Below are 14607 nucleotides of genomic sequence, written 5' to 3'. Positions count from 1 at the left end.
GTGCGCAGTGCAGGTACTCGCAGATACGCTGCGGGTCAACCTCAGTGGTGGCCAGCAAGGTCAGGCTGAACGCCTCGCCGAAATCATCGACGCTCAGGGTCAGCGGGTAATTGGTGCGTTCTTCGGAGCTGAGGGTGCTGATGCCTTCCCACGCAGCGAGGGTCTCGGCACTGGCCGTCGCCGCCGTGTGGCTGTGGCGGTAATTGAGCAAGGCACTGAACAACGGCGTGGGCGCGACCACACCGCTGCAACGTTGTGCCAACGCCAGCGGCGCGTGTTCGTGACGCATCAACGTGGTCAGGCGTTTGTGCGTCGCATCGACCGCAGCACGCACGCCCTGCGCATCGACATCGATCCGCAGCGGCAAGGTATTGATGAAAATCCCCAGTGCGCGCTCCGTGGCTTCGGCGCCTTGCATACGCCCCATCAACACCGTGCCGAAAACCACATTGGGTTTGCCGGTCAGCACCGCCAGCACCTGCGCCCAGCCGAGATGGAACAGGCTCGCGACACTCACGCCGAGCTGACGCGCCTGCGCCCGCAAACGCTGCCCCAGCAACGGGTTGATCGGCAGGCTCAGTTCGGCGATGCCGAGTCCGTCGCCCTGCACATCGTGCAAGCCGTACGGCAGCGTCGGCTCGGTTATATCGCCAAGCATGTCGCGGAAAAACGCCTCATGTTCGGCCTCTGTGATGCCCAACCGTGCCTGCGCGACGTAATTGCGAAACGGCACTGGCCGCCCCAGCAATTCATGCTGGCCGGTGAGACAGACTTGCAGTTCGTGCCGCACCACGTCGAGCGCCGAGTGATCCAGCGCCATGTGATGGAACAGCAACGTCGCCACGACCCGTTGACCGGCCTCATCCCAGGCGTACGCCAGACGCATCAGCGGTGCCCGGGTAACGTCGAGACGGAAATGTCGCGCGTCAAAACGCTCGTGAAGTTGTTGCAAGGCATCGCCGTCGTGGTCGAGCAGCACTTCTTCTACGGGCAGTTGCACCTGGCGCCAGACCACTTGCAGCGGCGTATCCAGCCCCTCCCAATGCACTGCCGTGCGCAGGATGTCGTGGCGATCGATCACCGTTTGCAAGGCCTGAGCAAAAGCCTGTAAACGCTGGCGATTGCTGAACGCAAAGTACGACTGCATGACGTACGGATCGCCCTGCTCGTTGCTCGCATGGTGGTAAAGAATGCCTTCCTGCAACGGCGCCAGCGGATAGATATCCTGCACATTGGCGGCGCCGCCGGGGACGTCAGCGATCAAGCGGTCAATAGTCGCTTGATCAACTTCGGCGAGGGTCAGCATTTGCGGCGTGATGCGCGTGGTGCCGGGGACAATACCGTTGGCCGGCACGTCGATCTGGCCAGCCTTGGTGGCCGAATATTGCCCGGCCTTGATCAGTTCGATCAGCGCCGGTTTGTGCTCACGTAGCGCTGCCAGCAATGCCGGATCGCTCAAGGCCTGCTTGTTGCCGTTTACGCGCAACTGGTCGTCGCTGACCGCCAACTGAATGTCTTTGCTTTTCAGGGTTGCCAACAGTTCGATCACATTCACAGGACGATCTCCATTCTTTCCGTAATTGCGGCGTAGCCGGCCAGGGTCGGCTGTTCGAACAGCGCCCTGACATCGGCTTCCATGCCTTCCTGACGTAACCGGCCGATGAGGCTGACCGCCAGTAATGAGTGACCACCCAGCTCAAAGAAATGGTCGTGCCGCCCTACCCGCTCGACGTTGAGCAACTCGGCCCAGAGCCGTGCGAGGGTGATTTCGACTTCGCCGACCGGCGCTTCGTATTCACGGGTTTTCAGCGCGCTCTGATCCGGTGCCGGCAAGGCCTTGCGGTCGAGTTTGCCGTTGGGGCTCAGCGGCAACGCGTGCAGATGCACGAACACCGCAGGCACCATGTAATCGGGCAAATGCTCCAGCAGATGCCCGCGCAACACGTCGACTTCCAGACGTTCGCCGGTGTAATACGCGACCAGACGCTTGTCCCCCGGGACCTCTTCACGGGCCAGCACCGCGGCTTCCTGCACGCCGGCGATCGCAGTCATGCGCGCCTGAATCTCACCCAGCTCGATACGCAAGCCGCGGATTTTCACCTGATCGTCGTTACGGCCCAGGTACTCGATGTTGCCGTCGGGCAGATAGCGGGCGACATCACCAGTGCGGTAGATCCGGCCATCGGGCCGGAACGGATCGTCGAGGAAGCGTTCGGCATTCAGTTGCGGGCGATTGAGGTAGCCGCGTGCGACCTGCACGCCACCGATGTACAACTCGCCGATCACGCCTTGTGGCACCGGTTGTTGCTGGGCGTCGAGGATGTACATACGGGTGTTGGCAATCGGTTTGCCGATGGGGGTGTTGTCAGGTGTCTGCTCGATGGGCCCGGCGCAGTTCCACGCGGTGACATCGACAGCCGCCTCGGTCGGGCCGTACAGGTTGTGCAACTCGCTGCCCGGCAATTGCAGTTTGAAACGTCGCACCAGACTGCCCGGCAACGCCTCACCGCTGCACATCACCCGCCGCAGCCCCCTGCTGCGTTCGGTGTCACTGTTGGCAAGGAACACGTCGAGCATCGACGGCACAAAGTGCAGCGTGGTGATGTTCTCGGCCTCAATCACTTTTGCGAGGTATTGCGGATCCTTGTGCCCGCCAGGCTGAGCCATGACCAGGCGCGCACCGGTCATCAACGGCCAGAAAAACTCCCACACCGACACGTCGAAACTGAACGGGGTTTTCTGCAACACCGTGTCCGCCGCCGTCAGTGGGTAAGCGTCCTGCATCCACAACAAGCGGTTGACCACCCCGGCGTGCTCGTTGACCACGCCTTTGGGCTGGCCGGTCGAGCCGGAGGTGTAGATCACATACGCAGTGTGCTGTGGAGTCGATCCAGCGCCGGGCAGATTGTCCATCGGTTGCGCTTGCCAGTGCGGTTGATCGAGATCGATCATCGGCACATCAACCTCGCCCAGCAACGCACGAGTCGAACCCTGCACCAGCACCGCCACTGGCGCGCTGTCCTGCAGCATGTAGGCCAGACGTTCCAACGGATACGCCGGATCCAGCGGCACATAGCCGCCGCCTGCCTTGAGAATGGCCAGCAGGCCGACCACCATACCGAGGCTGCGTTCGACGCAAATCGCCACCCGCGAATCCGCCTGCACGCCCAGGCCTCGCAGGTGTCGCGCCAGTTGATTGGCCCGGGCGTTCAGTTCGGCATAGCTCAGTTGTTGCGCTGCCGTCGCCACGGCCGGCGCCTGTGGCGTACGTTGTACCTGCGCCTCGAACAGACCATGGAGCGTTTGCTCAAGATCATAATCGGCTTCGGTAGCGTTGAATTCGCACAGCAATTTCTGCCGCTCTGCCTCTGGCAACACCGGCAGATGGTTCAACGGCGCCTGCGGTGATTGCTCCAACGCTTCGGCCAGGCTCGACAAGGCCCGCTGCATGTAACCGCAAACCCGCGTTGCGCCGATGTTCGAAGGGGTCATGACCGTCAGGTAAAAGCCCTGACCGAGGTCATCGACGTTGAGACTCAGCGGATAGTTGGTGCGTTCTTCGCTGGAGAGGCTATCGATGCCTTGCCAGCTCAGGCGAGCGGCTTGCTGCTGTTGCTCGCTGACGCTGTGGCGATAGTTGAGCATGGCGCTGAACAATGGCGATGACCCGCTCACGCCACTGCAACGCTGGGCCAGCGCCAGTGGTGCATGTTCGTGGCCGAGCAATGCAGTCAATTGCGCATGCGTCGCCCTGACACCGGCACGCACTGGCGTTTGACCCAGATCCACGCGTATCGGCAAGGTATTGATGAACATCCCCAGGCCGCGATCAGCACCGCTACCACCCTGCATCCGCCCCAGCAGCACGGTGCCAAACACCACGCGGTCCTGACCCGAGGTCGCCGCCAGCACCTGTGCCCATGCCAGATGGAACAGGCTGGCAACGCTCACGCCCAACTGCCGCGCCTGACTGCGCAGGCGCATGGCCAATGCCTCGGGCACGCTTTGGCGGACTTCTTCAATGTCATTGCCGTCGCCCCGCACATCGAGCATGCCGAATGGCAGCGTCGGCTCGTCGATGGCGCCCAGCATCTCGCGGAAAAACGCTTCGTGTTCCTGCTGGTTGATGCCCAGCCGTGTCTGGGCCACATAGTTGCGGTAAGGCACCGCCGGCATTGGCGCTTCGCCGTGCCCCAAGAGAATCGCGAGCATTTCCTGTTGCACGACTTCCAGCGCGGTGTGGTCCATGACGATGTGATGGAACAGCAGCATCGCCACCACCCGATCGTTGACCGGATCCTGCGCGTACACCAGACGCGTCAATGGCGCCTGGCTGATATCCAGACGGAACTGCCGCGCGTCGAAACGCTCATTCAACTGCAACAACACATCGCCCGCCGCCGGGTCGAGCGCGATTTCCTGCACCGGCAGTTCAGTTGCGCGCCAGACTACTTGCACAGGCGCGGTCAACCCTTCCCAGACCACCCCGGTGCGCAGGATGTCGTGGCGCGCCATGACCTGACGCAATGCGTCGGCATAGGCTTGCAGCCGTTCAAGGCTGTCGAACGCCAGACGCGATTGCAGCAGGTACGGATCGCCGCGTTCAGCGGTGATGTAGTGATAAAGAATGCCTTCCTGCAATGGCGCCAACGGATAAATGTCCTGCACATTCGCCGCGCCGCCCGGCACCGTGGCGACGATGCGCTCGATGCTGGCCTGGTCCAGTTGCACCAGCGGCAACATGTCCGGGGTGATGTGGGTGCAATCGGCCGGAATCAGATTGGCCGGCACTTCGACCACGCGGCCACTGCCCACCGCAGCGGCCAGCGCAGCCAGGGTTGGCTGGCTGAACAGGACGCGCACGTCGGTGCGCAGATCGGCCTGACGCATGCGTTCGATCAGCGTCACCGCCAGCAATGAATGCCCGCCCAGTTCGAAGAAATTGTCGTGACGGCCGACCTGTTCGACCTGCAGCACGTCAGACCAGATCTGCGCCAACGTCGTTTCGACTGCGCCCTGCGGCGCTTCGTACTCGCGGCTGAGCCAGGCGCTTTGGTCCGGCTCGGGCAAATCTTTGCGATCAAGTTTGCCGTTGGCGGTCAGCGGCAGGCTGTCCAGTCGCACATAGGCTGCCGGCACCAGCGCTGGCGGCAACTGCGCTTGCAGATGACTGCGCAAATCCTCGATCTCGACGCTCACCTGCCCGGTGAACCACGCCAGAAGTTGCCCGTCACGCACCAACACCACGCAATCCTGCACCGCATCGTGGCGGCTCAGCGCCGCTTCGATTTCGCCCAGTTCGATGCGCACACCGCGCAGTTTCACCTGATCGTCGTTGCGCCCCAGGTATTCGATAGTGCCGTCGCCCAGCCAGCGTGCGAGGTCGCCGGTGCGGTACATGCGCGCCTGCGGTTCGTCGCTGAACGGGTCTTCGAGGAAGCGTTCGGCGCTCAGCTCGGGCCGGTTCAGATAACCGCGTGCCACGCCGGCACCGCCAACGAACAATTCACCCGCAACGCCGACCGGCACCGGCCGCTGTTGCTCGTCGAGCAGATACACCTTGGCGTTGGCCATCGGCCGACCGATATGCAGCGTCTGCCCGGCCTCAACCGCGCCAGACGTGGCGACCACCGTCGCCTCGGTCGGGCCATAGTTGTTGATCACCGCGAAGGTCTGATTGCGAGGGAATTGCCGCAACTTGTCGCCACCGATCAACAGCGTGCGCAAAGTCGGGTGACCGAGGTCGCGACTGAAGGCATATTCGGCCACCGGCGTCGGCAGGAAACTCACCTGCAACGGCTGCGCGCGCCACCAGTCGAGCAAGTCATCGAGGTGTTCGTTGCTGATCGACTGCGGCGGCAGGTGCAGGGTCGCACCCACACACAGCGCCGGCCAGATTTCCCAGGCCATCGCGTCGAAACCGAATCCAGCGACACTCGCGGTGTGGCTGCCGGCCTGTAGATCGAAAGCCTCGCAGTGCCAGTGCACAAGGTTTTCCAAGGTCGAGTGCTCGACCATTACACCTTTCGGCTCACCGGTTGAGCCGGAGGTGTAGATCACATAAGCCAGATGCGCCGGCGTCAGGGTCGGCAGTTGCGGATTGGCTTCGGACAGGTGTTGCCAGGTGGGGTTGTCCAGATCGATCACCGGCATCCGCCCCAGCAGATCGCGGGTCGAAGCCTGTGCGAGCACCGCCACGGGATCGCTGTCCTGCAACAGATAGGCAATGCGCTGCGCCGGGTACGCCGGATCGACCGGCACGTAACCGGCGCCAGCCTTGAGGATCGCCAGCAACGCCACGAGCATGTCCGGGCTGCGGCGCAGGCACACGGCGATGCGGTCATCGGGCTGCACGCCGAGGCCGAGCAAGTGATGGGCCAGGCGATTGGCGCGCTGATTGAGCTGAGCGTAGGTCAACTGGTGCGCGCCCTGGACCACTGCCAGAGCATCTGGCCGCTGCTCGGCCTGAGCCTCCACCAACCGATGGATCGTCGCGCCACGCGGATACGCCGCTGAATGCTGGTTGAAGCCGACCAGCAGGTGCTCGTATTCCGCGACCGAGAGAATCGGTAAACGGTTCAGCGGACGTTGCGGCGCCTGCTCGAGCGCTGTCACCAGATGTTCGAGCGCGGTGTGCATGTAGCTGCAAATCCGTGGCGCGCCGATCTGCCTGACCGCCAGCACCGTCAGGGCAAAGCCCTCGCCGAGATCATCAACGCTGAGGGTCAGCGGGTAATTGCTGCGCTCTTCACCGCCCAGGTGGCGCACGCCTTCCCAGATTCCTTGCCCCTCTTGTGCCTGGGAATCTGCGGCACTGTGGCGGTAATTGAGCAAAGCGCTGAACAACGGCGTCGAAGCGGACACCGCGCTGCAACGCTGGGCCAGCGCCAGTGATGCATGTTCATGGCCCAGCAGTGCAGTCAGCCGGGCGTGGGTGCGCTTGACGCCAGCGCGCACGCCTTCGCTGACATCCACGCGCAAAGGCAAGGTGTTGATAAACACGCCCAGTGTTCGATCCGCGCCCTCGCCGCCCTGCATACGCCCCATCAACACGGTGCCGAACACCACATCACGGCGATTCGAAACCACGCCCAGCACCTGCGCCCAAGCCAGGTGCATCAGGCTCGCCGGACTGACGCCCAACTGTCTGGCCTGCTCGCGCAACCGCACGTTCAGACCGGCATCGACCGCTTGCAGGGCTTCTTCGATATCGCTGCCATCGCCCTGCACATCCTGCAAGCCGAACGGCAACGTCGGTTCATCGATAGCGCCGAGCATTTCGCGGAAAAACACCTCGTGCGCTTGCTCGTCAGCACCCAGACGCGCCTGCGCCACGTAGTTGCGATACGGCATTGGCGTTGTCAGGGTGTGCGCCTGATTGAACATGATCGCGCGCATTTCCTGACCGACCACGTCCATCGCGGTGTGATCGAGGATCAAGTGCTGAAACAGCACAATCGCCACTACTTGTTGCTGCGCCGGGTCCTCGGCATAAACGATGCGCAGCAACGGTGCCTGGGTCAGACTGATGCGGTGATGTCGGGCGTCGAAGCGCTGGTGCAACTGTTCGAGAATATCGCCGTGCGCCGGGTCCAGCGGCACCGCTCGCACCACCAGTTGCGCCTGACGCCACACCACCTGGTGAGCGCTCGGCAGGCCTTCCCAGACCACGCTGGTGCGCAGAATGTCGTGACGCACGATGACCTGCTGCAAAGCATCAGCGAAGTGGTGCAAACGCTCGAGGCTGTCGAATGCCAGACGCGATTGCAGCAGGTACGGATCGCCCTGTTCGGCGCTGAGGTGGTGATAGAGGATGCCTTCCTGCAACGGCGCCAGCGGATAAATATCCTGCACGTTGGCCGCGCCGCCCGGCACCGTGGCAACGATGCGCTCGATACTGGCTTGATCGAGTTCAGTCAGGGTCAGCATGTCCGCAGTGATGTGCGTGCATCCGGCCGGGATCAAGTTGGCCGGTACCTCTATCTCGCGACCGCTGCCCACCGCCGCCGCCAATGCAGCGAGGGTCGGCTGGTTGAACAGCACGCGCACATCGGCACTGAGGCCGAGCTGACGCATGCGCTCGATCAGGCTCACCGCCAGCAACGAATGCCCGCCCAGTTCAAAGAAGTGGTCATACCGACCGATGCGCTCGACCTTGAGCAGGTCGGCCCAGATTTGCGCCAACGCGACTTCCACTTCCCCTTGCGGTGCTGCGAATTCCCGGCTGAGCACGGCATCCTGATCGGGTGCCGGCAATGCCTTGCGATCCAGTTTGCCGTTGGCCGTCAGTGGCCATACGTCCAGTCGCACATAGGCCGCGGGCAACATGTAGTCGGGCAACTGCCCTTGCAATTGCCCGTGCAACTCGCTGATCGCAGGCACGTGAGCAGTGTCCTGCGCGGTGAACCACGCCACCAGACGTTTATCGCCCGGCACGTCTTCGCGCAGCAGCACCACGGCATCGCGGACCCCGGCACAGGCGCTCAGGCGGGTTTCGATCTCCCCCAGTTCGATGCGATAGCCGCGAATTTTCACTTGCTGATCATTGCGCCCCAGGTACTGCAACGTGCCGTCGGCGAGCCAGCAGACCAGGTCACCGGTGCAATACATCCGCGCATCCGGCGCGTCGGCAAACGGGTCGGCAAGAAATTTCTCTTCGCTCAGTTGCGGCTGATTCAGATACCCCTTCGCCACCCCGGCACCGCCGATGAACAGCTCACCGACGGCCCCCACCGGTAGCGGCTGTTGACGGGCATCAAGCACATAGCAGCGGGCGTTGCCGATCGGCCGGCCGATGGCAATGCTGCCGGTTTCGACAGCGCGGATTTCATGGGTGGTGGTGAATGTCGTGGCTTCGGTCGGGCCATAACCGTTGAGCAAATGCTGCGGTGCGCCATCACGCAGCACGCGGGCGATCACCGCAGGATCCAGCACATCGCCACCCACCAGCAGGTAGCGCAAGCGGCGGAACACCGGCATCAAGTCATCGGCGTATTGATGGAACAGGCCGGCAGTCAACCACAGCACGTTGACGGCCTGCGTCAGCAGCACGTTGAGGAAGCTCTCGCGAGACAGCACGTCGTCCTGCCCGATCACCACGACCGCGCCGCCGTTAAGCAGCGGCGCCCAGACTTCCAGCGTACTGGCGTCGAATGCCGGGTTCGAAGCGAACGCTACGCGGTCGCCGCCATTGAAATCGGCGTAGCCATTGTTGATCACCAGCCGCGTGACGGCCCGATGCGGCACCAGTACGCCTTTCGGCGCGCCGGTCGAACCTGAGGTGTACATGATGTAGGCCAGCGATTCTGCCGACTGCGGCAGATTCGGATTATGCGCGGGATATTCCTCCAGCATCAGCGTGTCGAGATCCAGACGCCGCACCGAGTACTCGACTGATGCATCGCTCTGGGTCAGCAACAGCACCGCACGGCTGTCCTGGACCATGAAGCTCTGACGCTCGGCCGGGGCGTTGATGTCCAGCGGCACGTACACCGCGGCGCACTTGTTGATCGCGAGGATGCACACCAGCAGATCCAGCGAGCGCTCAAGCAACGTCGCCACACTGTGCCCCGGTTGCACGCCGAAGCCGATCAGGTGGTGGGCCAGACGATTGGCGCGCCGATTCAGCTCTTCATAACTCAACTGCTGCCGGCCTTGCACCGCCGCCAGTGCCTGCGGACGCAGCGCCGCTTGTGCTTCGAACAAGCGTTGCACGGTGTGCTCACGCGGATAGTCACGGCCGGTGATATTGAAGCCGACCAGCACCCGTTGGCGCTCACTCGGCGACAGGATCGACACCTGCTGTAACGGCGTGGTCGGGTGCAACTCCAGCGCCGTGACCAGATTGTGCAACGCGGTTTGCAGGTAATCGCAGACCCGCACGCCATCCACTTGCGGCAACGCCTGCACACCCAGACGAAAGCCTTCGCCAAGGTCATCGACGTTGATCACCAACGGGTAGTTGCTGCGCTCACGGGAACTGAGAATCTGAATGCCGTCCCACGCCAGTGCGGCGGTTTGCGGCGCACTGTGGCGGAAATTCAGCAGCGTGCTGAACAGCGGCAGCGACCCGGACACGCCGCTGCAACGTTGGGCCTGTGCCAGGGAGGCCTGCTCATGTCCGAGCAGTTGCGCCAGACGTTCGTGCGTGGCACGCACGCCCTCTTGCACCGTGGTCGCCCCCACGCTGACGCGCACCGGCAAGGTGTTGATGAACATGCCCAGCGCACGGTCAGCACCCGCGCCGCCCTGCATCCGCCCCAGCAGCACCGTGCCGAACACCACATCATCACGGCCCGACATTTGCGCCAGAACCTGGCCCCACGCCTGATGCACCAGACTCGCCACACTGATGCCGAGCTGGCGCGCCTGTTCCCGCAGACGCTGGGCAACGCCGGCATCGAGCATCAGCTCTGTGTCGACAATCGTGCTGCCATCGCCGTGCACGTCCTGCAGGCCGAAGGCCACGGTCGGTTCGTCGATGTCACCGAGCATGTCGCGGAAGAATGCTTCGTGAGCCTCGGCATCCGTGCCAAGCCGCGCCTGCGCTACGTAGTGGCGGTATTGCACCGGGGCCGGCAGATCGCTCGATTGCTCGCGCATGGCCTCATCCATTTCGGCCACCAGCATTTCCAATGCGGTGTGGTCCAGCACGATGTGATGAAACAGCAGGATGGCAACCCAGCGCTGGCGCGCCACATCTTCGGTGTAGGCGAAACGCATCAACGGAGCGCGATTGAGATCCAGTCGATAGTGTCGCGGGTCGAACCGTGCCTGCATCTGCTCCAGCACATCGCCTTCCAGAAGATCGGCATCGACTCGCTCCAGCGCCAGTGGTGCCCGGCGCCAGACCACTTGCACCGGTTCTTCAAGACCTTCCCAGACTACGCTGGTGCGCAGGATGTCGTGACGGGCGATCACCGCGTTCATGGCGCGGACGAAGGCCTTGATCTGCGGCAAACCGTCGAAGGCGAATTGCGCCTGCAACACATACGGGTCACCGGCATGGGTAGCCAGATGGTGATAAAGAATCCCCGCCTGCAACGGTGCCAGGCCATAAATATCCTGCACGTTGCCGATACCACCGGGCACCGTTGCGATGACCCGGTCGATGCCTGCCTGATCCAGCGCGGCCAACGGCAACATGTCCGGGGTGATGCGCGCGCAGCCGGGCTCGATCAGATTGTCCGGGACCACGATGGCTTGCGCTGCGCTCAACGTTGCCGCCAGTGCTGCCACACTTGGCTGGCCGAACAGCACGCGCACGTCGCAATGCAATTCGTGTTGGCGCATGCGCTCGATCAGCTTCACCGCAAGCAGTGAATGGCCGCCCAGTTCGAAGAAGTTGTCATGGCGGCCGACCTGCTCGACTCCGAGCAAGGTCTGCCAGATATCGGCAATAAGCGTTTCCACGGCACCCACCGGCGCTTCAAAGCCGCGGCGGGCAAATGCGTCGCTGTCGGGCTGCGGCAGCGCCTTGCGGTCGAGCTTGCCATTGGTGGTCAACGGATAGGCATCGAGGCGCACGAAAGCGCTCGGCACCATGTACTCGGCCAGCGAGACCAGCAGCTGTTCACGCAGTTGCGCGGCACTCGGTTCAGCACCTTCGGCTGCCAGCCAGTACGCCACCAGACGCTGGTCGCCGGGGCTGTCTTCACGAGCGATGACCACGGCTTCGCGCACACCGTCGCACGCGGCCAGGCGTGCTTCGATTTCGCCGAGTTCGATCCGGAAACCACGAATCTTCACTTGATCGTCATTGCGCCCGAGGTATTCGAGGCTGCCATCGGCCGTCCACCGGGCGAGGTCGCCAGTCTTGTACAGACGCGCTTCGGCACGGCCACTGAACGGGTCGGCGATAAAGCGTTCGGCGGTCAGTGCCTCGCGATTGAGGTAACCCCGGGCCACCCCGGCACCGCCCACGTACAACTCACCGACAACGCCCGCCGGCACCGGCTCGCGCTGCGTGTCCAGCACGTACAGCTGCAAGTCGGGAATGCCGACGCCAATCGGGCTGCGGCCGACCAGTTGCGCATCCGCTGCCGCCAGTGGGCGATAGGTTACGTGCACCGTGGTTTCGGTGATGCCATACATGTTCACCAGGCGCGTGCCGGCATTGCCGACCCGCGCATACCACGGCTTGAGCAGGCCAGGTTCCAGGGCTTCGCCGCCGAAAATCACTTCGCGCAGCGAGTGCTGCAACGGGCTGCGGCCCTGTGCGGCGATCAACTGGCGGAATGCACTCGGGGTCTGGTTGAGCACGGTCACGCCGCTGCGGCAGAGCAACGCGTAGCAGTCGTCCGGCGAGCGACTGACTGCCTGCGGCACCAACAACAATTGCCCGCCAAATGCCAACGCGCCCCAGATTTCCCACACGGAGAAATCGAACGCGAAGGAATGGAACAATGCCCAGACATCCTGCGGATTGAAGTTGAACCAGTCATGGGTCGCCGAGAACAGCCGCACCACGTTGCGATGCTCGACCATCACGCCTTTCGGCAGACCGGTGGAGCCGGAGGTGTAAATCACATAGGCGAGATGGCTCGGGGTCAGCTCGGCAATCTGTGGATTACTGGTGAGTTCAGCCTGCAGCTGCTCGCCGTCGAGGTCGATGATCGGCATGTCAGGTGCGCCGACTCGATCAACGGTTTGCGCCTGTATCAGCAGCGCCACCGGGGCACTGTCTTCGAGGGTGTAAGCGATGCGCTCCAGCGGATACGCCGGATCGATCGGCACATAACCGGCGCCAGCCTTGAGCACGCCGAGCAGGCCGATGATCATCTGTGGCCCGCGTTCGACGCAGATTGCCACCCGGTCATCGGGGCGAATGCCGCGCGCCAACAGCTGATGCGCGACCTGATTGGCGCGGCGATTGAGCTCGCCATAGCTGACGGTGCGGCCCTCAAAAAGCAGTGCCGCAGCGTCGGGCCGCGCCTGCGCATGGGCTTCGAACTGCTGGTGAATCAGCGGCGTGTCGGGGAAGCGTGGCAACGGCGAATTGACACCGTGCAGGAGGTACTCGCGTTCGTCGGCCGGCAGGATGTCGAGGCCGTGCACCGGCGCATTCGGCGTCGCTTGCAGGGCCTGGATCAAACTGTGCAGCGCGGTGTTCAGGTAGCGGGCGATGCGTTCTGCACCGAGAGCGACATCGGCGAGCGCGGTTATACGCAGGTCTTCGCCGAGATCATCGATGTTGACGGTCAACGGATAGTTGGTGCGCTCTCGGGCGCCCAAAATCTGCACACCGGGCGCCAGTTCGTTGACCTCGACGACTTCTTCGGCGCTGCTGTGGCGGTAGTTGAGGATCGCACTGAACAGCGGCGTCGGCACCGCGACAGCACTGCAACGCTGAGCCAGTGCCAGCGAGGCCTGCTCGTGCGCGAGCAACGCGGTCAGGCGTCGATGCGTCGCCAACACGGCGGCGCGCGCACCTTCCTGACCGACATCCACCCGCAGCGGCAAGGTGTTGATGAACATCCCCAACGCCTGTTCACCGCCCTCGCCCGCCTCCATGCGTCCCAGCAACACCGTGCCGAACACCACAGCCGTGCGTCCGGACAACTGGCCGAGCACCCGCGCCATCGCCAGATGCAACAGGCTCGCGACGCTGACACCGAGTTGCCTGGCCTGGCTGCGCAGTTGCCGGCTCAATGAACTGTCGAGCAGCAGCGAAGACTCTTCGATAGCCTGGCCGTCGCCCTGCACGTCCTGCAAACCGCAGGGCAACGTCGGTGCATCGATATCGGCGAGCATCTCGCGGAAGAACGCGGTCTGCGCCTGCTCGTTCAGGCCCAGAAGTGCCTTGGCCAGGTGATCGCGATACGGCACGGCCGGGCCGACCTGCTCCGCGTGCCCGAGAAGGTATGCCCGGGTTTCGCGGCGCACCACGTCGAGGGCAACGTGATCCATGATCAAGTGGTGAAACAGCAACAACGCGACCACACGATCATTGTCCGGATCGGCGGCATACACCAGACGCAGCAACGGTGCCTGCTGCACATCGAGACGGAAAAACCGTGGATCATGGCGTTCCAGCAACTGCGTCAGTACGTCACCGTCGGTGTTGAGTTCGATTTCCTCGCAGAACAGCGGCGCATGGCGTTGCACCACTTGCAAGGGTTCGTCGAGCCGCTCCCAGATGAACGAGGTGCGCAAAATGTCGTGGCGCTCGACCATCCATTGCAGCGCTTGCGCGAAGGCATCCAGACGTTCGCGGTTGTCAAAGGCGAACCGCGCCTGCGAGACATAAGGGTCACCTGCCGCAGCGGACAAATGCAGGTAAAGCATGCCCGCCTGCAACGGCGCCAGCGGGTAGATATCTTGCAGATTGGCGGCGCCACCCGGCACATCGCCAACGATGCGGTCGATGGTCGGTTGATCCAGCTGCACCAGCGGCAACATGTCCGGGGTGATGCGAAAGGCCGGGCTCAACCAGTCGCCGCCATGGCTGGCGACCAGCTCCAGCAACTGCGACTTATGTTCGGCGAGGCTGTCCCACAACGCGTCGTCCAACGCGTCGTCGCTGCCCAGAATGACCAGGTCTTCATCTTCCTGTTGAAGGCGGATCGCATGGGTCGAAATAACAGCCATCAGTTCGCTGAAATGCAT

Annotated in this window: 2 protein-coding genes (1 of these 2 cut by a window edge); both read right to left on the bottom strand. The window is 63.2% G+C overall.

Annotated features, from left to right (window positions below; genetic code table 11):
* Positions 1-1555, bottom strand: partial view of a non-ribosomal peptide synthase/polyketide synthase gene (locus tag ACVVH8_RS12565; RefSeq protein ID WP_475230479.1) — the 5' end (the start) only. Its footprint begins 16295 nt before the window's first position; only the first 1555 of its 17850 coding nucleotides appear in the window; its start codon is at positions 1553-1555; the stop codon falls past the left edge of the window.
* The gene (locus ACVVH8_RS12560) at positions 1552-14607 is read right to left on the bottom strand and encodes an amino acid adenylation domain-containing protein (protein WP_475230476.1); all 13056 of its coding nucleotides are present in this window, start codon (positions 14605-14607) and stop codon (positions 1552-1554) included. Before ACVVH8_RS12560 ends, ACVVH8_RS12565 begins: the two co-directional genes overlap by 4 nt.

Source organism: Pseudomonas trutticola BRTCR10 (genome assembly GCF_056155105.1).
This window is presented reverse-complemented; position numbering and strand designations above follow the sequence as displayed.